Annotated in this window: 20 protein-coding genes, 2 tRNA genes and 1 pseudogene; 12 read left to right on the top strand and 11 right to left on the bottom strand. The window is 65.1% G+C overall.

Going from position 1 to position 21,438, the window contains the following annotated elements; translation table 11 throughout:
• The first annotated feature begins 168 nt into the window (after positions 1–168).
• The 6 genes and pseudogenes from G4G31_RS04885 (at position 169) to G4G31_RS25225 (ending at position 3,286) form a co-directional block, all read left to right on the top strand.
• Positions 169–244 (top strand) — tRNA-Val (locus tag G4G31_RS04885).
• A 35-nt stretch (positions 245–279) separates the two neighbouring features.
• Positions 280–356 (top strand) — tRNA-Asp (locus G4G31_RS04880).
• Positions 357–558: 202 nt separating this feature from the next.
• Positions 559–2,211, top strand: a complete 1,653-nt coding sequence (locus G4G31_RS25235) for a PAS domain-containing protein (protein WP_229425365.1) — start codon at positions 559–561, stop codon at positions 2,209–2,211.
• Positions 2,165–2,647: pseudogene (locus tag G4G31_RS25230) on the top strand (sensor histidine kinase); the annotation flags it as partial. The gene G4G31_RS25235 and the pseudogene G4G31_RS25230, both read left to right, overlap by 47 nt.
• 125 nt (positions 2,648–2,772) lie before the next feature.
• Entirely contained in the window at positions 2,773–2,883 is a 111-nt protein-coding gene (locus tag G4G31_RS27430; RefSeq protein ID WP_267873685.1) for a hypothetical protein, read from the top strand.
• Positions 2,884–2,959: 76 nt separating this feature from the next.
• Positions 2,960–3,286, top strand: coding sequence for a response regulator (locus tag G4G31_RS25225; RefSeq protein WP_229425690.1), 327 nt, complete (start codon positions 2,960–2,962; stop codon positions 3,284–3,286).
• On the opposite strand, the gene G4G31_RS04870 is transcribed toward G4G31_RS25225, so the two are convergent.
• The 9 genes from G4G31_RS04870 to G4G31_RS04835 all read right to left on the bottom strand — a co-directional run bounded on the left by G4G31_RS04870 (position 3,283) and on the right by G4G31_RS04835 (position 14,773).
• Positions 3,283–4,410, bottom strand: a complete 1,128-nt coding sequence (locus G4G31_RS04870; RefSeq protein WP_229425364.1) for a diguanylate cyclase — start codon at positions 4,408–4,410, stop codon at positions 3,283–3,285. The genes G4G31_RS25225 and G4G31_RS04870 overlap by 4 nt on opposite strands.
• Before the next feature lie 331 nt (positions 4,411–4,741).
• Positions 4,742–6,985 carry a YgiQ family radical SAM protein gene (locus G4G31_RS04865; protein ID WP_374011342.1) on the bottom strand — a complete coding sequence of 748 codons (2,244 nt, stop codon included), beginning with the start codon at positions 6,983–6,985 and terminating at the stop codon, positions 4,742–4,744.
• A 202-nt stretch (positions 6,986–7,187) separates the two neighbouring features.
• Positions 7,188–7,472 (bottom strand): DUF4404 family protein, encoded by a 285-nt coding sequence (locus tag G4G31_RS04860; protein WP_182990533.1) that lies wholly within the window; start codon positions 7,470–7,472, stop codon positions 7,188–7,190.
• 12 nt (positions 7,473–7,484) lie between these two features.
• Positions 7,485–7,697 carry a VF530 family DNA-binding protein gene (locus tag G4G31_RS04855; RefSeq protein WP_182990532.1) on the bottom strand — a complete coding sequence of 71 codons (213 nt, stop codon included), beginning with the start codon at positions 7,695–7,697 and terminating at the stop codon, positions 7,485–7,487.
• A 219-nt stretch (positions 7,698–7,916) separates the two neighbouring features.
• Positions 7,917–10,055 (bottom strand): M3 family metallopeptidase, encoded by a 2,139-nt coding sequence (locus G4G31_RS04850; RefSeq protein ID WP_182990531.1) that lies wholly within the window; start codon positions 10,053–10,055, stop codon positions 7,917–7,919.
• A gap of 298 nt (positions 10,056–10,353) precedes the next feature.
• Positions 10,354–12,495 carry a M3 family metallopeptidase gene (locus G4G31_RS04845; protein ID WP_229425363.1) on the bottom strand — a complete coding sequence of 714 codons (2,142 nt, stop codon included), beginning with the start codon at positions 12,493–12,495 and terminating at the stop codon, positions 10,354–10,356.
• A gap of 186 nt (positions 12,496–12,681) precedes the next feature.
• Complete coding sequence (locus tag G4G31_RS04840; RefSeq protein ID WP_182990530.1) at positions 12,682–13,626, bottom strand: GlxA family transcriptional regulator; 945 nt, start codon at positions 13,624–13,626, stop codon at positions 12,682–12,684.
• A gap of 75 nt (positions 13,627–13,701) precedes the next feature.
• Positions 13,702–13,923, bottom strand: coding sequence for a hypothetical protein (locus G4G31_RS25220; RefSeq protein ID WP_229425362.1), 222 nt, complete (start codon positions 13,921–13,923; stop codon positions 13,702–13,704).
• A gap of 13 nt (positions 13,924–13,936) precedes the next feature.
• On the bottom strand, positions 13,937–14,773 hold the full coding sequence (locus G4G31_RS04835; RefSeq protein WP_229425361.1) for a DJ-1/PfpI family protein: 837 nt from the start codon (positions 14,771–14,773) through the stop codon (positions 13,937–13,939).
• A 357-nt stretch (positions 14,774–15,130) separates the two neighbouring features.
• Here G4G31_RS04835 and G4G31_RS04830 point away from each other — a divergent pair, with 357 nt between their 5' ends.
• From G4G31_RS04830 to G4G31_RS25205, 4 genes are all read left to right on the top strand, one after another.
• Positions 15,131–15,931 carry an alpha/beta hydrolase gene (locus G4G31_RS04830; RefSeq protein ID WP_182990529.1) on the top strand — a complete coding sequence of 267 codons (801 nt, stop codon included), beginning with the start codon at positions 15,131–15,133 and terminating at the stop codon, positions 15,929–15,931.
• A 6-nt stretch (positions 15,932–15,937) separates the two neighbouring features.
• A complete protein-coding gene (locus G4G31_RS25215; protein ID WP_229425360.1) occupies positions 15,938–16,075 on the top strand; it encodes an FAD-dependent oxidoreductase in 138 nt (45 codons plus the stop codon).
• An 81-nt stretch (positions 16,076–16,156) separates the two neighbouring features.
• Positions 16,157–16,480 carry a hypothetical protein gene (locus G4G31_RS25210; protein WP_229425359.1) on the top strand — a complete coding sequence of 108 codons (324 nt, stop codon included), beginning with the start codon at positions 16,157–16,159 and terminating at the stop codon, positions 16,478–16,480.
• Positions 16,425–17,252, top strand: coding sequence for a GMC family oxidoreductase N-terminal domain-containing protein (locus tag G4G31_RS25205; protein ID WP_229425358.1), 828 nt, complete (start codon positions 16,425–16,427; stop codon positions 17,250–17,252). The genes G4G31_RS25210 and G4G31_RS25205 overlap by 56 nt, the downstream gene beginning before the upstream one ends.
• A gap of 308 nt (positions 17,253–17,560) precedes the next feature.
• Here the strand turns inward: G4G31_RS25205 and G4G31_RS04820 are convergent, their stop codons facing one another.
• Entirely contained in the window at positions 17,561–17,767 is a 207-nt protein-coding gene (locus G4G31_RS04820) for a SlyX family protein (protein WP_182990528.1), read from the bottom strand.
• A 41-nt stretch (positions 17,768–17,808) separates the two neighbouring features.
• Entirely contained in the window at positions 17,809–19,890 is a 2,082-nt protein-coding gene (locus G4G31_RS04815) for a UvrD-helicase domain-containing protein (RefSeq protein ID WP_182990527.1), read from the bottom strand.
• A 69-nt stretch (positions 19,891–19,959) separates the two neighbouring features.
• On the opposite strand from G4G31_RS04815, the gene modA reads away from it, so the two are divergent.
• Entirely contained in the window at positions 19,960–20,730 is a 771-nt protein-coding gene (modA, locus tag G4G31_RS04810; RefSeq protein ID WP_182990526.1) for a molybdate ABC transporter substrate-binding protein, read from the top strand.
• Entirely contained in the window at positions 20,727–21,425 is a 699-nt protein-coding gene (gene modB, locus G4G31_RS04805) for a molybdate ABC transporter permease subunit (protein ID WP_182990525.1), read from the top strand. Before modA ends, modB begins: the two co-directional genes overlap by 4 nt.
• The last annotated feature ends 13 nt before the right edge of the window (positions 21,426–21,438 follow it).

The following is a 21,438-nucleotide window of genomic DNA, read 5'->3' as shown; positions in this document are numbered from 1 at the left end:
CAGTTTGGCATGAAACTGGTACGAAGCGGCCGGCACGCGTCCGCCATCGAAAAACGCTGCCTCGACATTTTTTCGGAAAAACCCTTGCACATTCGCGAACCCATACGCTATGATTCGGGCCTCTTCAGACGCGATGACAAGTGTCAGACGAAACGAATACGGTGAGCGGGGCGCTTAGCTCAGTTGGTAGAGCGGATCCCTTACAAGGATTAGGTCGGGAGTTCGAGCCTCTCAGCGCCCACCAGATATCGTTTCAACGAGGAACCGATCAGTAAAAACGGAGCGGTAGTTCAGTTGGTTAGAATACCGGCCTGTCACGCCGGGGGTCGCGGGTTCGAGCCCCGTCCGCTCCGCCAGCATCAAGAAAAAGGGAACCGCAAGGTTCCTTTTTTCGTTTACGCGACGGTTTCATTTTCATCCTGCTTTTATCTTCCTGCAGACTCTTCCCATACCCGCCATGGGTTATCGAACGAACAGTTCCGCTCTTCCGCCCGTGCTATAGATAGCCCCTGCGCCACGGCGTTTTCCCCATGAGCGAATGCACACTGGAACCAGCGAATGCAGGACGACAGCCACCACTCCTCCCCTCTCGACACGAACGCCCTGGGCCTGCAGCTTTTCGAAAGCAGCCCGGATTGCGTGAAGTTGCTCAGCAATGAAGGGCACCTCCTGGCGATGAACCGCAACGGGATGTGCGCCATGGAGATCGACGACTTCGGCATCGTTGCCGGTGCGCGCTGGGAATCGCTCTGGCCGCGCGACAGCCAGGGACAGCTCCATGCCGCCATGGCCCAGGCCAGGATCGGCACGACCGGCCATTTCAAGGCCTTCTGCCCGACCGCCAAAGGCGCGCCGCGCTGGTGGGAAGTGATGGTGACGCCGGTGCATGGAGACGATGGCCAGCTGCGTCACCTGCTGGCAGTCTCGCGCAATGTCACCGGCCAGGTCGAGGCCGAGGCCGAACGCGAACGCCTGCTGCGCGAAGTGCAGGCCGCCAATGCGCGCATGGAAGACATCTTTCGCCAGACCCCGGCCTTCATGTGCGTGCTGGCCGGGCCGGACCATGTCTTCGAACTCATCAACGAACACTACCTGCAACTGGTTGGCAACCGCAACCTGGCGGGCCAGGCAATGCGCGACGCGCTGCCGGAAATCGCCGCGCAAGGCTACCTGGAACTGCTCGACCAGGTCTACCTGACCGGGGAACCCTTCTTCGGTACCGACCTGCCCGTCATGCTGCAGCGCCAGCCCGGTGCCCCGCTCGAGCAGCGCTTCATCGACCTGGTCTTCACTGCCCTGCGCAATGGGGACGGCCGCATCACTGGACTGCTCGTCCATGGCGTCGACCAGACCCACCGCAAGCGTGCCGAAAGCGCGCTGCTGGAAAGCCGCGAGCGCTTCGCGAAGATCGTCCACCAGGCCGCGACCGGCGTGGTGCAGATGGACCAGCAGGGCCGCATCACGCTGGCGAACCAGAAGTATTGCGGCATGCTGGGATACACCGAGACCGAGCTGCTCGGCAAAAGCGCGGCCAACGTGACGGCGCCCGACTCGCTGGCGGCGACCTTGGCGGCGATAGAGAAGCTGGTCGCAGGCGGTCCGGATTTCGTCATCGACAAACACTACCTGCGCAAGGACGGCTCGCTGCAGCCGGCCACCAGCAGCGTCAGCGCGCTGCGCAGCGCCGAGGGCGAATTCCAGGGCTTCGTGGCGATCGTGCTCGATACCACCGAGAGCCGCCGGGCGGCGGAAAAGCTGCGCGCCAGCGAGGAACGCTACCGCACCCTGTTCGAATCGGTCGACCAGGGCTTCGCCATCCTCGACCTCATCTTCGATGCCGGCGGGCAGCCGGCCGACTACCGTTTCCTCGAAATGAACGCGATGTTTGCGCGCCATACCGGCGTGACCGGGGCGACCGGCAAGACCGCCAGGGAACTCGTGCCGGAACTCGACCCCTTCTGGTTCGACACCTATGGCCGCGTGGGGCTGACGGGCGAGGCGGTACGCTTCGAACGCGAGGCGCCCGCGGTCGGGCGCTGGTTCGACGTGTACGCCACACGGATGGGCGATGCCGACAGCCGCAAGGTCGCGATCCTGTTTTCCGACATCACCGAGCGCAAGCGCTCGGAAGCCCGGCTGCGCCAGCTGGCCGACGACCTGTCCGATGCCGATCGCCGCAAGACCGAATTCCCCGGCGACGCTGGCCCATGAGCTGCGCAACCCGCTGGCACCGATCCGCAGCGGGCTGGGCGTGCTGCGCCTCACTGGCGACGATGCCGCGGCCGTGCGCAAGGTCAGGGAAATGATGGAACGCCAGGTCGGCCACATGGTGCACCTGATCGACGACCTGCTCGACGTCGCCCGCATCAGCGGTGGCAAGCTGGAACTCAAGCGCGAACGGGCGGAACTGCAGCACATCCTGTCGAGCGCGCTGGAAACGAGCCTGTCCCTGATCGAGGCCAGCCGCCACCGCCTGCATGTCGACCTCCCCGAGGCCCCGCTGATGGTCGATGCCGACGTCACCCGCATCGCCCAGGTGGTGGCCAACCTGCTCAACAACGCGGCCAAGTACACGCCCGGGGGTGGGCGCATCGACCTGAAAGTGAGCCGGGACGGCGACACCGCCGTCATCGAGGTCAGCGACAGCGGCGTCGGCATCCCGCCTGACGCCCTGGCCAGCGTCTTCGACATGTTCAAGCAGGTCGACCACCATGCCGAGCATGCCCGGGCGGCCTGGGCATCGGCTTGTCGCTGGTACGCCGCCTCGTCGACATGCACGGCGGCAGTGTCAGCGCAAGAAGCCCCGGCGCCGGCCGCGGCAGCACGTTTATCGTCAGGCTGCCGCTGGCAGGGGAGACGCGCAGGTGCACCGGACACGGTTGACACGCCCGCCGCCGGCGCCGGACCGGTGCGCGTGCTGGTGGTGGACGACAACGTCGACGCCGCGCTGACGCTGTCGATGATCCTCGAGGTCAGCGGGCACACGACGCGCATCGCCCACGACGGCATCGAAGCCCTGGCCGCCGCCCGCGAATTCCTGCCGCAGGTAGCCTTTCTCGACATCGGCATGCCCGGCATGAACGGCTACCAGACAGCCAGCGCCATTCGCCGCACGCCCGGGCTGGCGGGCATGACGCTGGTGGCGCTGACAGGATGGGGAACCGAAAGCGACCGCCTCCGTTCAGCCGAGGCCGGTTTCGATCACCATCTCACGAAGCCGGTGCAGGTGAAGGTGGTGCAGGAGCTGCTCGCTGCACTGGCAAGCGACGGGCCTGGATCAGCTTAAGCGCAGCGGCGCGTCGGGCCGACTTCCACCCGGTTGCGCCCGCCGCGCTTGGCCGCATACAGGGCCTGGTCGGCGCGCGCCAATGCCGCCGACAGGGCTTCGTCCGGCTCGATCACGACCAGGCCGATACTGACCGTCATCGTGTACTGGTTGCCGCAGGTGAGCAGGCGCGTGTCGACCACGGCCTGGCGCAGGCGCTCGGCCGCGTTGACGGCGCCCGCCAGGTCGGTGCCGGGCAGTGCCAGCGCGAATTCCTCGCCGCCCATGCGACCCAGGATGTCGTGCTCGCGCAAGGCGGCATGGCAAGTGGCGGCGAACTTGACCAGGGCCTCGTCGCCGGTAGCGTGGCCGAAGCGGTCGTTCAGTTGCTTGAAATGGTCGATGTCGAGCATCAGCAGGGCCATCGGCTGGGCCTGGCGCAGCGCCAGCATGCGCGCCGCTTCGGTCTGCGCATAGAAGGCGCGCCGGTTCAGTAAACCGGTCAGGTCGTCGGTGGTGGCCAGGCGCTCCATGCGTGCATCGTCGCGCTGCTTGCTCATCAACATGAAACCAAAGCCGTTCACCAGCATGAGCAGGTAGCCCGAGATATAGGCCACGGTACGGCCCCACTCCGGTTCGGGCATGCCGGCGGCGACGATGCAGCCCCACAACGCAAGGCCGGCACCGGAGACGAGGTCGCTCGCGCCGATCAGGCGTTTCAGTGGAGTGATGCCATGCAGGTGCGGATGCACCAGCATCATGCCGGCCAGCAGGGTGCCGCATCCCATGACGAGCGACACGGCGCCGATCAGCTGCGCGTAGGCGAAACCGTTCAGTGTCGCCGCACAGGCCAGCAGCAGGCATAGTCCCCAGACCGGTACCAGGGTACGGCGCCAGTTTTTGTAGCCGAAGAAAATCGCATAGGCAGTCGACTCGAGGGTCAGGCCGGCAACCCAGCCGGCCGATTCCATTGCTGCCAGCAGGGGCGAGCCTTCCAGCGGACGCGCATAGGCAAGCAGCTGGGTCAGGCCGAAGGCCATGCGTGCCCACATCCATACCGGCAGGGCCGGACTATTGGCGGTGCAGCGTATATAGGCGGCCAACAGCAGGGCAAACGACAGGTTGCCGATGCCAACTGCCAACATATAAGTTTGATGATCGATCACTGGAATCCTCATGGGCAGGTTACGGCAGAGCGACTACTGCAACTGCTCCATCCACCTGGCATGCATGCCAGGAATGTAACTCTTGTTTCCCAAAAGAATTATGTTACACCGTTTCACGAATCAGGTATGCACGATTGGCGGCTTTAGAAGAGGTCCTCAGCCGCATCGCAGCACGACGGTGCAAGCTTGATAATGTTACGTAGTCAATCTGCAACGGACATAAAAAAACCAGCGCCTGCGTGAACGCAGGCACTGGTTTCGTATCGATCGCAGCTTGGGCGACGCTGCGAAGCGCGCCCTTTGACTCCGCTTACTTGCGTCCCGCTTTCGGCTTGGTCTTGATGGTTCCCAAGATCGACGGCCGGGTCTTTTCCACGGGAGCGGCCACGCGCGCGCCAGGCAGGGCGCGGCCTGCCGGCGCACGCTCGGGCTGGCGGCGGGCGTTGGCTGCGATCTGGTGCGGCGCCGGCGCCGGCGCCGGCATGGCGTTGCCGCGCTTGGCGGGCGCGCCCGGCTGGCGTGCCTGGCGTGCGCCGGTTTCGCGCACCGCGGGGGCGGCGCCCTCTTCCGACGGATGCCAGGCGGGCACCAGGTGGCGCTCGCCATTGCCGATCAGGTCGCCACGGCCCATCTTGACCAGGGTCTCGCGCAGGATCGGCCAGTTCTCCGGGTGGTGGTAGCGCAGGAATGCTTTATGGGCTTTCCTCATCTTGCCGCTCTTCGCCGTTTCCACGACTTCGGAATCCTCCGTGACTTTCTTCAGCGGATTCTTGCGGCTGTGGTACATGGTCGTCGCCATCGCCATCGGCGTCGGCGTGAAGGTCTGCACCTGGTCCAGCTTGAAGTTGTTTTTCTTCAGCCACAGCGCCAGGTTCAGCATGTCTTCGTCCGTGCTGCCCGGGTGCGCGGCAATAAAATATGGAATCAGGTACTGCTTCTTGCCGGCCTCGATCGAATACTTCTCGAACATGCGCTTGAATTCGTCGTAGGCGCCGATGCCCGGCTTCATCATCTTCGACAGGGTGCCCTGCTCGGTGTGCTCCGGTGCGATTTTCAGCAGGCCGCCCACGTGGTGGGTCACCAGTTCCTTCACGTATTCCGGCGAGCGCACTGCCAGGTCGTAGCGCAAGCCCGAACCGATCAGGATCTTCTTGATGCCGGGAATCGCGCGTGCCTTGCGGTACAGCGAGATCAGCTTGCTGTGGTCGGTACCGAGGTTGCTGCAGATCGTCGGGTACACGCAGGAAAGGCGGCGGCAGGATTCCTCGATGCTTTTTTCTTTGCAGGCCAGGCGGTACATGTTCGCCGTCGGGCCGCCGAGGTCGGTAATCGTGCCGGAGAAGTTCTTGGTCGTGTCGCGGATCAGTTCGATCTCGCGCAGGATCGACGGCTCCGAGCGGCTCTGGATGATGCGGCCCTCGTGCTCGGTGATCGAGCAGAAGGTGCAGCCCCCAAAACACCCGCGCATGATGTTGACCGAATAGCGGATCATTTCCCAGGCCGGGATATGGGCCTTGCCGTAGCTCGGGTGCGGGGCGCGTGCGTAGGGCAGGTCGTAGACATTGTCCATCTCGTCCATGGCCAGCGGCAGCGGCGGCGCGTTCAGCCAGACATCGCGGTCGCCATGGGCCTGCACCAGCGCCCGTGCATTGCCCGGGTTCGATTCCAGGTGGAACACGCGCGAGGCGTGCGCATACATCACCGGGTCTTCGCTGACGGTGTCGAATGAGGGCAAACGCACGACCGTCTTCAGCGCCTTTTCACGCGCTGCGGCTTGCCGCTGTTCGCGCGTCATGATCATGATCGGCTTGACTTCCGGCTCCGGCCCGGCGTTGTCGAGCGCGCAGGCTTTCGGGTCTTCCAGCGCCATCGCATACGGATTCGGCTGCTTGTCGATGCGGCCCGGCACATCCACGCGAGTGGAATTGTGCACGCTCCATTCTTCGTCCGGCAGCCAGCCCTGCGGCACCAGGAAGGCCGTGCCGCGGATGTCGCGGATGGATTTGATGCTTTCGCCGGCGGCGATGCGGCGCGTGACGTCGACCAGTGCGCGTTCGGCGTTACCGAAGATCAGCAGATCCGCCTTCGATTCGAACAGCACCGAGCGGCGCACCTTGTCCGACCAGTAATCGTAGTGGGCGATGCGGCGCAGCGAGGCTTCGATCGAGCCGATCACGACCGGCACGCCCGGATAGGCCTCGCGCACGCGCTGGGCGTACACCGTCACCGCGCGGTCCGGGCGTTTGTTCGGTTCGGCGTTCGGGGTGTAGGCATCGTCGGAACGGATCTTGCGGTCGGCCGTGTAGCGGTTGACCATCGAATCCATGTTGCCGGCGGTAATGCCCCAGTACAGGTTCGGCTTGCCCAGCGCGCGGAAGGGCTCGGCAGAGGTCCAGTCCGGCTGGCTGATGATGCCGACCCGGTAGCCCTGCGCTTCCAGCAGGCGGCCGACGAGGGCCATGCCGAAGCTCGGATGGTCGATGTAGGCGTCGCCGGTGACGAGGATCACGTCGCACGAATCCCAGCCGAGCGCGTCCATTTCGGCGCGGGTCATCGGCAGGAAAGGCGCGGCAGGTGCGCGGCTGGAGCGCTTCGGGACGCTCGCGAAAAGATTGGTTGGGGAGTTCATTGGCCGGTATTTTACCGGAAAACCGCTTTACCGGCTCATTCCCGTCCGAAAAATGGCTTGAATATCAATGACTTGTGGCTGAGAAGCCATCTCAGCAGCAGCGTTGTGGCGCTGCCTTGCCGGTTGGCTAGATACCCATGCTCGACAGGATGTTGCCAAGCTCGCTCAGGGCCGAGGACACGGTCGGGTGGCGCGCGGCGAAGCGGGCGCTCAGTTCCTGGGTGCGGGTGCCGAGGCCATAGGTGTTGGCGTCGAGGTCGGCATCTGCGCGGCGCTCGAGCACGTGCTTGATATCGCCATCGAGCTGGCGCAGCAGCATCTGCAACTCCTCGTCGACCTCGTCGGTCTCGGACAGGCTGCGGTGCAGGGTTTTCAGGTGCGCTTTCAGGTTCGAATCGTTCTCGTTCAGCATGGCGTTCTCGCTCTAGTTGGTGAAGCGGGTCTCGAGGTACAGCTGCTCGACCTGCTCGCGCGCCCACGGCGTGCGGCGCAGGAACTTCAGGCTCGACTTGATGCTCGGGTCTTTCTGGAAGCAATTGATGTCGATCCGGCGGCCGAGTCCCTCCCAGCCATAGTGCTCGACCAGGCGGGTTAACAGGGATTCTAAGGTAATACCGTGGAGGGATTGAACACTCATCGCTGGGCTTTGTTTTTCATGGTGGGAACCCGGTGATTTATACACCGGATTCGTGGGGGTATGCGTGCACACGAAAAAACGCGTGGGCTCAAGAGCCCACCCTACGTTATGCCGCAGCCACTGGCCGTCGCGTAACGTAGGGTGGGCACCCGTGCCCACGCGGTACAACATCAATGCATTCGCGACGGTGGCAAACAATCCGCCACCGTCATGCAACTATTACTGACCAGTCAACCCACGACGCTCCAGCAACGGCTGCACTTGCGCATCGCGCCCGCTGAAATTGCGGTACATCTGCATCGCATCGAGCGTGCCGCCGCGCGAGAGCAGGCTCTTGCGGAAGTGATCGCCATTCTTGCGGGTCAGGCCGCCATGTTCCTTGAACCAGTTCACGGTATCGGCGTCGAGCTTCTCGGCCCACAGGTAGCCGTAGTAGCCGGCCGAGTAGCCGCCCGAGAAGGTGTGCGAGAAGTAGGTGGTGCGGTAGCGCGGCGGTACCAGCGCGAAGTCGACACCCGCCTTCTTCAGTGCCTCAGCCTCGAAGGCCAGCACGTCGGTCGGGATCTGGTTAGGGGACAGCTGGTGCCAGGCCTGGTCCAGCAGCGACGCCGCCAGGTACTCGGTGGTGCGGAAGCCTTCGTTGAACTGCTGCGAGGCTTGCACCTTGTCGAGCAGCTCCTTCGGCATCGCCTCGCCGGTCTGGTAGTGCTTCGCATAATTGGCCAGCACTTCCGGCCAGGCCATCCACATCTCGTTCACCTGCGAGGGGAATTCGACGTAGTCGCGTGGCACGCGCGAGCCCGAGAAGCGCGGGTATTTCACGTCCGAGAACATGCCGTGCAGGGCGTGGCCGAACTCGTGGAACATCGTGCGCACTTCGTCGTAGGTCAGCAGGGTCGGCTCGCCCGCGGCCGGCTTCGGAATATTCAGGTTATTCGCGATGACCGGCTTCGTGCCCAGCAGTTTCGATTGCGCCACCCAGGCATTGGCCCAGGCGCCGCCGCGCTTGATCGGGCGCGCGTAGGGGTCGAAGGTGAAGATCGCCAGCTGTTTGCCGTCGGTGTCGAACACGTCGAAGACGCGCACATCGGCGTCATAGGTCGGCAAGTCCTTGCGTTCCTTGAAGCTGATGCCGAATTCCTTGTTGGCGGCGAAGAAGACGCCGTCCTGCAGCACGCGGTTCAGTTCGAAATACGGACGCAGCTGGCTGGCGTCGAAGGCATAGCGCTGCTGGCGCACCTTGTCGCTGTAAAAGGCCCAGTCATGGGCGGCGGCCTGGAAGCCACCCTTCTCGGCGTCGATCACTTTCTGGATTTCGGCCGCTTCCTTGCGCGCGTTGTTCACGGCCGGCTTGGCGAATTCGGCCAGCAGGCTGTTGACGGCGCCAGTGGTCTTCGCGGTCTGGTCTTCCAGGTTGTAGGCGGCGTGGTTCGGGTAGCCCAGCAGCGTGGCGCGTTCGGCGCGCAGGCGGGCGATTTTCAGCACGACCTCGCGGTTGTCGAATTCACCGCCGCGCGAGCCGCGCGCCAGCGATGCAGCCAGCAGCTTTTCGCGGGTGGCGCGGTTGGTCAATACCGACAGGGCCGCCTGCTGGGTGGTGTTCACGACCGGCAGCACGAACTTGCCGTCCAGGCCACGCTTCTTTGCCTCAAGGGCGGCGACGTCGATCTGCTTGTCCGACATGCCGGCCAGCTCGGCGCGGGTGTCGACGACCAGTGCCGACGCATTCGCTTCCTTCAGCACGTTCTGCGCGAACTGGGTCGACAGCGCGGCCAGTTCACCGTTCATCGCTTTCAGCTTCTGCTTGTCGTCGCTTGAGAGTTTGGCGCCGGCGCGCACGAAATCGGTGTGGTAGCGCTCGATCAGGTACTTCGATTCGGCGTCCAGGCCCAACTTGTTGCGCTTGTCGTACAGGGCTTTCACGCGCGCGTACAGTTTCGGGTTCAGGCGGATCGCATCGCTGTGGGCCGACAGCTTCGGCGCCAGTTCCTTGTCGAGGGCGATCAGGGTGTCGTTGGTGTACGAACCGGTGAGCGTGTTGAACACGCTGCCGACGCGGTTGAGCAGCTGGCCGGAACGCTCCATCGCGACGATGGTGTTGTCGAAGGTTGGCGCGGCGCGGTTAGCGGCGATCTTCTCGATCTCGGCGGCCTGCTGGCGCATGCCTTCGGCATAGGCCGGGGCGAAATGCTCGTTCTTGATCTTGTCCCAGGCCGGGTAGTGGAAAGGCAGCGCGCTCTCCTTGGCGAAGGGGTTCGAGGCTTCCAGTTGCGAGGCCGGGGCCGTGGGGGCGGCGACGGCGAAATTGGCGACAGCGGCGCTGGCCGCGGCGATCAGGAGGATGTGGGGACGGTTCATGGTGTCTCGTGTGGTTTTATGTTGCAGAAGAGTGAATGTCTTACGGAGGCGTGGGTGCACTTCTTGAAGCGCCAACGAGGCGCGACCGTTTTCGGTGTCTAAAGGCGCCAGCATGATGCCGGCTTCCGCGTGCGCACGGGGTGCGCACCCTACGGTCGCATTTGTAGGGTGGGCACTCCGGGCCCTGCCCTGTCGGGCAGGGCGCTTCGCTGGCGGGCAGCATGCTGCCCGAATTCCCAGCTCCGCCCCACGCGGAACGATGATCATTGTTGGCGCAGGCCGCAGCCCGCGCCGGCAATCACTGCCCGGTCAACCCGCGCCGTTCCAGCAGCGGCTCGATGATCGGATCGCGGCCGCGGAAATCGCGGAACAGGTTCATCGCCTCGGTGGTACCACCGCGCGAGAGCAGGGTCTTGCGGAAGTGGTCGCCGTTCTTGCGCGACAGGCCGCCGTTTTCCTTGAACCACTCGACCGTGTCGGCGTCGAGCTTTTCGCTCCACAGGTAGGCGTAGTAGCCGGCCGAGTAGCCGCCGTTCATCGAGTGCGAGAAATAGGTCGTGCGGTAGCGCGGCGGCACCGGAGCGTAGTCGACGCCGGCTTCCTTCAGCGCCTGCGCCTCGAAGGCCAGCACGTCGGTCGGCACCTGCGCCGGGGTCAGCTGGTGCCAGCGCTGGTCGAGCAGCGAGGCGGCCAGGTATTCGCTGGTCATGAAGCCCTGGTTGAATTTTTTGGAAGCGACGACCTTGTCCAGCAATTCCTTCGGCATCGGCGCGCCGGTCTTGTGGTGCTTGGCGTAGTTCGACAGCACCTCGGGCCAGATCGCCCACATCTCGTTGACCTGCGACGGGTACTCGACGAAGTCGCGCGGCACGTTCGTACCCGAGAAGTGCGGATACTTCACGTTCGAGAACATGCCGTGCAGCGCGTGACCGAATTCGTGGAAGGCGGTGCGCACTTCGTCATAGGTCATCAGGGTCGGCTCGCCAGCGGGCGGCTTCGGGATGTTCAGGTGGTTGGCCACCACCGGGTGTTTGCCCAGCAGGTGCGACTGCGACACGTATTCGTTCATCCAGGCGCCGCCCTGCTTGTTGGCGCGGGCATACGGGTCGAAGATGAAGATCGCCAGCTGCTTGCCGTCGGCATCGATCACATCGAAAGTGCGCACGTCCGGGTCGTAGACCGGCAGATCCTTGCGCTCCTTGAACGACAGGCCGAATTCCTTGTTCGCCGCGAAGAACACGCCGTTGAGCAGCACGTTATTCAGTTCGAAATACGGACGCAGCTGGTTTTCGTCGAAGTTGTAGCGGGCCGCGCGCACCTTGTCGGTGTAGAAGGCCCAGTCATGGGCGGCGATCTGGAAGCCTCCCTTCTCGGCATCGACGATCTTCTGCATCTCGGCAGCTTCTTTTTTCGCGTTGCCGATCGCGGGCTTGGCCAGTTCGGCCAGCAGCTTGTTGACGGCGGCCGGGTTCTTCGCCGTTTCCAGTTCCTGCGAATAGGCGGCGTAGTTCGGGTAGCCGAGCAGGGTGGCGCGTTCGGCGCGCAGCTTGGCCAGCTTGAGCACCAGTTCGCGCGTGTCGAATTCGCCGCCGCGCGAGCCGCGGTTCATCGAGGCCGCCTGCAGGCGTTCGCGCACGGCGCGATTGGTCAGCTGCGCGAGCGGCGCCTGGATGGTGGTGTTGGCGATCGTCAGGACGTACTTGCCGTCCAAACCACGCTTCTTCGCTTCCGTGGCGGCAGCCGTGATTTCCGCGTCCGACAGGCCGGCCAGCTCTTCGCGGGTGTTGATCACCAGTGCCGAGGCATTCGCTTCCTTCAGCACCCGCTGCGAGAACTCCGACTGCAGGCTGGCGATCTGGCCGTTATAGGCTTTCAGCTTTTCCTTGTCGGCGTTCGACAGCCTGGCACCGGCGCGCACGAATTCCTTGTAGTAGCGCTCGAGCAGGAAGGTCGACTCGGCGTCCAGGCCCAGCTTGGCGCGCTTGGCGTGCAGCGTTTCGACGCGCTTGAACAGTTTCGGGTTCAGGTAGATGGCGTCGTTGTGGGCGGCCAGTTTCGGCGACATTTCGCTGTCGATGGCATTCAGGCGGTCATTCGTGTTGGCGGTCTGCAGGTTCGAGAACACGGCGCCCACGCGCGACAGCATCTGGCCCGAACGCTCCAGCGCGACGATGGTGTTGTCGAACGTCGGCGCCTTCGGGTTATTGGCAATGCCTGCCACTTCGCGCAGCTGCTCGCGCATGCCCGCGGCATAGGCCGGCAGGAAGTGCTCGTCCTTGATCTTGTCGAAGGCCGGGTAGTTGAACGGCAGCGCGCTCGGCTTGGCGAACGGGTTGGACGCGTCCAGCGTGGCGCCGGCAGGTGCCGCGGGGGTAGCCGCAAAGGCCGCGCCGGCGAACGCCAGGCTGGCTGCGATGATGAGCATTTGTGGTCGTTTCATGGTCTCTCTCACGAACTCGAAAAGGCTGTCCGCGACGATCGCCGCCGACAGGTGCGCGCCAGATCATAGCAGGCTTTATTGTCGTGCAATCACCATGAAACAATCTGCATACAAAAGTGTATAGACAGCTCCGGCGCGCCTGCTCGGGGGCTCCTGCTGTCTGTCGCAGCGGGCGGGCGGCGGATGCTAGGCAGTGCCGGCATGGCCGGAAAAGCGGCTGCGGTACTGCCCCGGGCTGACGCCGAGCTGGCGCTGGAACACGCGCCGCAGGTTCTGCTCGCTGCCGTAGCCGCTACTGGCAGCCACCGTTTTCAGCGGCAGCGCGGTGTTCTCGAGTGCGCGGCAGGCCGCTTCCAGGCGCATCGCTTCCACCATCTTGGCCGGGGTGCGTCCCAGCTGGCTGGCATAGCTGCGCGCAAAGGTCCGCGCCCCCATGCCCGCCTGCTCGGCCAGGCGCTCCACGGTCAGCTGTTCGCGCAGGTTGGCGGCCACCCAGGCGTGCAGCGCGTCGAAGCGTCCGCCTTCGCGCGCCTGCGCCGCCAGCGGCACGCTGAACTGCGACTGGCCGCCGCTGCGCTTGACGAACATGACGAGCTGGCGCGCCGTTTCGATGGCGACCTGGTGCCCGTAGTCCTCCTCGATCAGCGCCAGCGTCAGGTCGATGCCGGCGCTGACGCCGGCGGAGGTCCATACTGCGCCATCGCGCACGAAAATCCGGTCGGCGTCGACCTCGACCTGCGGATGGCGCCGGCGCAGGCGCTCGGCCCATTCCCAGTGGGTGGCGGCGCGCCGGCCCTGCAACTGCCCGGCCGCGGCCAGCAGGAAGGCGCCGGTGCAGACCGAGCAGATGCGCCGCACGTCGGGTGCACGGCGGGCAATCCAGTCGACCAGCGCCGGCGGCGCATAGAAGTCCCGGCCCTTGCAGCCTCCTGGCGCGATCAGGGTGTCGATGGCCAGGTGATCCAGGTCCGCTATGGCAGCCGTCATCAGTGGCAGGCCGGCGCTGGTCGTGATCAGGCCACCGGCGGCGGAGGCGACGACCGTCTCGTAGAGCGGCTTGCCACTTCCCGCATGGCGGCGGCTGGCGGTGGCCAGCGCCTGCAGGGGGCCGCAGAGGTCGAGCAGGTTCATGTCGTCGTGGCCAGCAGGACGACACGCAGGGTGGGTTTCGATGACATGAGGCAGGCCCGGCGCATCAGCGGCGCATTAGCGATATTGTGGATACTCGAATTCTAGCGCGACCAGCCGCGCCGTCTGCCGGCCATAGCGCCCGGCCAGCGCATCGAGGGCGCGTGCCGGGGCCTGGCCTGGAGAAACTGCCAACGCGCTCGCGTCCAGCATCTCCGGCGCGTCCGCCGCCCCCGCCTCCAGGTCGGGCAGGATCGTCAAGCCATGACGTGAGCGCAGCGGCGCATTTGCGCTCGCCACCGCCAGCACCCGACTACGCTTCGAGCGCGCCCAGGGCATCGGCGGTAAAGGCGAGCGTGATTTCGTCGACGCCGTCCGCCACCCGGATGCCGACCCGCTCGGGCGTATGGAACCAGCCGTTGGCATAACCGGTCAGGTAGGCGCTCAGATTGACGCCGAAGCGCGGGCGGAACACGCCGCTGTCGTGCGCCGGACTCCAGTCGCCGGCGCCGATTTCGCGCGCCAACCCGGCCGCGCGTTCATGCCCGGCGATCGCTTCGACCAGCGCCAGCGCCGTTGGCAGCGCGGCGCTGATGCCGGCGCTGGACACGAGTTTGCCGTCGGCGACATAGCGCACATTCTCGTCCCAGTGCGTATCCGGATAGTGCTGCCTGCGGTAGGAGGCGGTCGCCCAGTGGGCCGTGGCATGGCGCCCCTTGAACAGGCCGGCGTTGGCCACGACCAGCGCGCCGTCGCAAATGCTGACCACCGTGGCGCCTTTGGCCGCCTGCGCCGCGATCCAGGCCACCAGCACCGTGTCCGCAGGCTTGACCACCGCGGGCACGATCACGTAGTCGGCACCGTCGGCAAAGCGGGTGTCGAACTGCGCGGTCGTCAGGTCGGGCTGGAGCCGCAAGGCCGGCCGCATCATGAGGGGGCCGGGTCCGGTGGCGACGGCCAGCACCTGCGCCACCCCGGCCCACGCCAGCACGCCATACGGGACGACGAAATCGGTCAGCTCGGTGCCGCCATTGAAACCGACGACGGCGACCACGGGTTGCTCGCGCCCCGGGCGCGCCTCGTAGGGGGCAATGACCGCGGCGGCGGCGAACTGACAACATAGCAACAGGACGAACAGCAGATGGCGCATGGGATGATCCTCGGGTTGACGTATCGGGATTATCCGGGCCGGCAGGCGTGGCGAAATGACATAAAACGGTCAATTCCTGCCAATGCTGTCATCTGCGCCGATGCGCCACGCATACCAGCCTGGCCGCACGCACGGCTACCCTCCGGAACGAAGGGACAGGAAGCCCGAAGCTATAATCGGGCGCAGTGCGCCAGCCCCGTTCCACGCTCCGGGCATGGTTTGCCGCCACCACGGAGTCACCATTGAAAACGCTTTGCTTTGCCATCGTCTTGTCCTGGGCTGGTAGCGCGGCGGCCGCGGCATCCGCACCGCCAGCCCCGGCCGCGCCCCGGCCCCTACGTCCCGGAGAACACGGAAGTGCGCGACGTGCGCGCGCCGGCGCTCAAGCGCGACTACCAGGTGTTTGTTGCGTTGCCCGATTCCTACCGCGATACCACGCGCCGCTATCCGGTCGTCTTCGTCACCGACGCCAATTATGCGTTTCCCATCGTGCGCGGCATCGCCCAGCGCCTGACCAAACACGCGGGCATGGAAGAGACCATCGTGGTGGGCCTGTCGTATGCCCAGGGCGATACCGGCGTGTACAGCCGCCGCCGCGACTACACGCCGTCGGTGCCGCGCAAGCACGACTACCGCTCCGACATGCCCGGCCGGCCAGTCGCGCTGGGCGAAGCGGCCGCCTATGCGCGCTTCCTCAAGGACCAGGTCCTGCCGCTGGTGGCGAAACACTACCGCGCCGACATGGGCCGCAAATTCTTCGTCGGGCATTCCTACGGCAGCCTGCTCGGCCTGCAGATCCTGCTCACCGAGCCGCGCACCTTCGAACACTACATTCTCGGCAGCCCCTCGCTGTGGTACGACGGCGGCGTGATGTTCGACCGCGAAAACGTCTATTCGGAGCGGCACCGCGACCTGCCGGCCAGCGTCTTCTTCGGCATCGGCGGCCTCGAACGGCTTGCGCCCGGCAAGAAGCGCTCGCGCGCCGAGGAAGAGGCCGACATGGTGGCCGACCTGCAGGACCTGCACGGCACCTTGAAATCGCACCGCTATCCCGGCCTGCGCATGCAGATGAAGGTGTTTGCCGACGAGGACCATGCCAGCGTGTTCCCGCTCGTGGTGACGCACGGCCTGCGTTCGGTCCTGCCTTCGAAGAAGTGACCAGCCATGCCCGCCGCCCTCCCCCTCTCGTGTGACGCCATCGTCGTCGGCAGCGGCCCGGGCGGCGCCAGCACCGCGCGCGAACTGGCACGGGGCGGCCTGCGCGTGCTGGTGCTCGAGCGTGGCGGCGCCGAGCCCCCTTGACGGGCACGGTGACGCAGATGGCGGCCATGGTCCGCCGTACCCGGCAAGGGCGCCTACCTGCACCGCGATGCCTCGCTGCTGGTGGCCGGCATCACGCTGGGCGGCAGCTCGGCGATCAACTTCGCCACCGCCGCGCCACCGCCGCAGGCGCTGTTCGCCCGCCATGGCATCGACCTGGAACCGGCGCTGGCGGCACTGCGCGCCGACCTGCCGCTGGCGCCCCTGCCCGACGAGCTGGTCGGCCCGATGGCGGCGCGCATGATGGCGGCGGCCCGCGCGCTCGGCCTGGCGTGGCGCAAGCTCGACAAGATGATCCGGCCCGCGTCCTGCCGCGCCGGCTGCTGGCGCTGTGCTGTACGGCTGCCCGTACGGCGCCAAGTGGACGGCGCGCGACTTCATCATTGAAGCCTGCCGCGATGGCGCGCATCTGGCCGACCGTGCGCGGGTACTGCGCGTGCTGGTGGAGAATGGCCGCGCGGCCGGCGTCGAGGTGGAGGTGCAGGGGAAGGTCCATGCGGTGCGGGCGCCGGTCGTCGTGCTTGCGGCAGGTGGCCTGGGCAGCCCGCGCCTGCTGCATGCCTCCGGCCTGGGGCCGCGCTGCTCTCCCTTTTTCAGCGACCCGGTGGTGGCGGTGATGGGCAGCGTCGACGACATCGACGGCGGTGCCGAAGTGCCGATGGCGGCCGGCCTGTCCCTGCATGAGGAAGGCATCGCGCTGGCCGACCTGACCTTGCCGCAACCGATGTACGCGGCCTTCGCGGCGCAGGTCGGCCGCGTTGACCGCCTGTTCGCGCACAAGCGGACGCTGTCGATGATGGTCAAGATCCGCGACGAGATCGGCGGTGGCGTCGGGCCGCGCTGGGCGGACAAGACCCTGGCGGACAGCGACCGCAAGAAGCTGGCCCATGGCGTCGGCATGGCGAAGGCGATCCTGCGCGAAGCGGGCGCGCATCACATCTTCAAATCCTGGCATTTCGCGGCACACCCGGGCGGCAGCGTGCGCATCGGGGAAGGCGTCGACGCCGATTTGCAGACGTCCACGCCCGGGCTGTACGTGTGCGACGCGTCCGTGATTCCGGAGCCCTGGGGCTTGCCGCCCACCCTCACGTTGCTGTGCCTGGGCAAGCGGCTAGGAAGCTCGCTAGCCGCTACACGTAGGGCGGAGGGGGCCGCCTAGGCTCCTGACTCCACGCGGTACGGGGCGTGCGTATCGATGCATATAAAAAGCATCGAGATGGAGACGTGCCGATGTCAATTAACGGTGCGGCCCGTTACGGTACGACCGCGTGGAGTCAGGACTCCACCCTACGGTGCCAGGTGGTTAGGTAGGGTGGGCTCTTGAGCCCACGCGGTACAGCGCGTGCGGATCGGAACGATTGAAACATTGAACGCGGACGCACCGATCCTGGGTTATCCATGCGGCGCACGACGGTACGACAGCGTGGGCACGAGTGCCTCGCCGGCCGCACCCACCCTACAACCCCATCAATAATGCGGCGGCCTTTCGTTCACCGGCATCTGCTGCCCCGCTTCGCGCAAGGTGCGCACATGCTCGGCCAGCTGCTGCACGATGCCCTCGAGCTGGTCGATGCGGCGCGCCTGCTGGTAGACGGTGGTGTTCAAGGTGTCGACCAGGTCTTCCATGTGCGCCAGCTTGATTTCGATATCGACAAAACGGTCTTCGTGTTCCACGGCGCTTCCTGTTGAGATGTCTGGCAAATAGGTGGGCCGCATTATGACATCAGCTTGGTGGCGTCCGGCTTCGGCGTGTTGAGCAGCGCCTTCAAACTCGCCAGGCGGTCCTTCGGGCTGATGATTTCCGATTCCTGGGGCGCGGCGATGCCCTCGTCGAGGGCCATCTCCTTGATGAAGCGGGAAGGGTCGCAGTGCACCAGTTCGCCGGCGCGCTTCCGCTTCTTGCACCAGGTGATCTGCAGCGTGCGCTGGGCGCGCGTAATGCCGACGTACATCAGGCGCCGCTCTTCCTGGATGCGCGCGGCGATCTTTTCGACCGCATCGTCCGGGTCGCCCTTGTGCGGCAGGATGCCCTCTTCCACGCCCACCAGGAACACGTGCGGATATTCCAGCCCTTTCGAGGCGTGCAGGGTCGACATGCGCACCGCATCCTGCTCCTCGTCCTGGCCCTCGAGCATCGACATCAATGCCACCATCTGCGTCAGTTCCAGCAGGTTTTTCTCTTCGCCGTCGCGCTCGCGCCCGCCGCGGCCGCGCTCCTTCAGCCAGTTGGTGAACTCCATCACGTTCTGCCACTTGGCTTGCGCCGCGCGGTCATCGAAGCCCTCGTACAGGTAGTGCTCGTAATTGATTTCTTTCATCATGTCGTCGAGCACTTCGGCGGCATGGTCGCCGCTGCCGGACGGGCCGGGACGCGTGGCACGGCTTTCCAGGTCGTCGATGAAGCGGCAGAAGTCGCGCAGCGGGTGCAATTGTCGGTCCTGCAATCGCGCTTCCAGGCCACCCTTGCTGGCGGCGGCGAACAGCGAACAGTTCCACTGCTTCGACACTTCGCCCAGCACTTCCAGGGTCGCCATGCCGACGCCGCGCTTGGGCGTGGTGACGGCGCGGATGAAGGCAGGATCGTCGTCCTGGTTCGCAATCAGGCGCAGGTAGGCAATGATGTCCTTGATTTCGGCCTTGTCGAAAAAGCTCTGGCCGCCGGACATGGTGTAGGGAATGCGCTCCTTGCGCAAGGCCTGCTCCATCACGCGTGCCTGGTGGTTGCCGCGATAAAGAATCGCGTAGTCCGACCACTTGTTCTTGCGCTGGAAATGGTCCGCCGAGATCATGATCGCAACCTGCTCGGCTTCCTGGTCGTCGTTCTGCATGCCGAGTACCTTGATCGGCTCGCCCAGGCCATGCTCGGACCAGAGCGACTTCTCGAACAGCTTCGGGTTGTTGCCGATGACGGCGTTGGCCGCCTGCAGGATGCGCGTGGTCGACCGATAATTCTGCTCGAGTTTGATCACGCGCAGGTCGGGGAAATCGGTCTGCAGCGTTTTCAGGTTTTCGACAGAGGCGCCGCGCCAGGCGTAGATGGCCTGGTCGTCGTCGCCGACGGCCGTGAACATCGGCTTCTTGCCGATGCCCGTCACCAGCAGTTTCACCAGTTCATATTGGCAGGTATTCGTGTCCTGGTACTCGTCCATCAACAGGTAGCGCAAACGTCTCTGCCAGCGGTCGCGGATCGGGTCATTGTTGCGGAACAGTTCCACCGGCAGGCGGATCAAGTCGTCGAAGTCGACCGCCTGGTAGGCCTGCAGGGTGGCGACATAGCTGCGGTAGACGCGCCCGGCCTGGGCTTCGTCCTCGTCCTTGGCCTGCTTGATCGCGTCGTCCGGATCCACCAGGCCGTTCTTCCACAGCGAAATCGCATTCTGGATGCGGCGCACTTCCTGCTTGTCGGTCGTGAGCGCGAGGTCGGAGACGATGGTGTAGCAATCGTCGCTGTCCATGATGGAGAACTTGTCCTTCAGGCCGACGCCAGCCGCTTCTTGGCGCAGGATTTTCACGCCCAGCGAGTGGAAGGTGGACACCGTCAACTGCTTGGCCTGCTTGGGCTGCTTGAGCAGCTTGGCGATGCGCTCCTGCATCTCGAGCGCGGCTTTGTTCGTAAACGTCAGCGCGGCGATGGTGCGCGGATCGTAGCCGCAGTGCTCGATCATGTACGCGATCTTTTGCGTGATCACCCGCGTCTTGCCCGAGCCGGCACCGGCCAGCACCAGGCAGGGGCCGTCGAGGTAGAGCACGGCTTCGCTTTGCGGCCCGTTCAGGCCGAACTTTGGTGCATTGGACATGGGAAATATTCTTGAAGGCAGCCGAGCATTGTAGCGAAGCCGCCAGGGCTGCGCGCTACAATGTTCGGCATGAAAAAAGTGCTTATTCTGTTGCTTGCAAGCATGCTGACCCTGCCGGCGCTGGCGCGCCCGCTACTGGTCGCTGCCGCCAGCGATCTCGGCTATTGTATCGATGAACTCGTCGCCGCGTACCGCAAAACCGCGCCCGACGTCGAGCCGAAGGTATCGCTTGGTGCGTCTGGCAACTTTTTTGCACAAATTCGCAACGGTGCCCCGTTCGACGTCTTGCTCTCGGCCGACATGGACTATCCGCGCGAACTGGCCAAGCTCGGCGCCGCCGATGGCGCCACGCTGACCCCCTATGCGATCGGCCGCCTGGCACTGTGGTCGCTCGACCCGCAAGTCGACCCGCACCGCGGCCTGGCCGCCCTGGTGGCGGATGCCCGTGTAAAACGCGTTGCGATTGCCAACCCTGCCACGGCACCGTATGGCCGCGCCGCCAAGGCCTTACTGGAGCTCGATGGCCTCTGGGACAAGGTGCAGCCGAAACTCGTGATTGGCGAAAACATCGCGCAAACGGCCCAGTTCGTCCAGACGGGGAATGCGCAGGTGGGCATCGTCTCGTACGCCACCCTGCACGCCACCAAACTGAAGGGCGTCGGCCGCTTTGCGCTGATGCCGCAAGACGGCCTGGCCCCGCTCGAGCAAGGCGCCATCGTCACCCGGGCCGGCGCCGGCAATCCGCATGCGCTCGGCTTCGTGCGCTTTCTCGGGTCCCCCGCGGCACGTGCCATCCTGGCGCGCAACGGTTTCGCCTTGTCGACGGGCACGCGCGAATGACCGACTGGCAGTTCCCGCCCGAGCTGTGGGACGCGATTGGCCTGACGCTGCGCCTGGCGGCCGTTACCTCCATTGTGCTGCTGGTGATTGGCATTCCGCTGGCCAATTGGCTCAACAACAGCCGGATGCGCGGGATCATCTTCATTGAAACCCTGGTCAGCCTGCCCATCGTGCTGCCGCCCACCGTCATCGGCTTTTATTTGCTGACCTTGATGGCGCCGACGCAACCCGTCGGTGCGGCCTGGCTGAAGGCCTTCGGCCATCCGTTGCCGTTTTCGTTTGCCGGCCTGGTGGCGGGCTCCGTGCTCTACAGCCTGCCCTTCGCGGTGCAACCCTTCCAGGCGGCGTTTCGCGGCGTCGGGCGCGAGATGGTGCAGTCGGCGCTGGCGCTGGGCCTGACGCGCCGGCAGGCCTTCTGGTCCATCGTGCTGCCGCTGTCGAAGCACGGCATTCTCACCGGCGTCTCGCTCAGCTTTGCGCACACGATGGGCGAATTCGGCGTCGTGCTGATGTTGGGTGGGAATATCCCGGGCCAGACGCGGGTGGCCTCGATTGCGCTCTACGATGAAGCGCAGAAGTTGAATTATGGCGCTGCGCACGCATATGCATTGGTATTGCTGGCGATTTCCTTCGCCATACTGGTCGGGATCGCCTTCCTGCAACGACGGCAGAACGCGATCCTGCTATCGAACTAGACTTCCCCCACCG

Source organism: Massilia sp. Se16.2.3, assembly GCF_014171595.1.
Taxonomy (GTDB): Bacteria; Pseudomonadota; Gammaproteobacteria; order Burkholderiales; family Burkholderiaceae_D; genus Telluria.
Note: the sequence above shows the minus strand (reverse complement) of the source record. Positions and strands in the feature narration are given on the sequence as shown.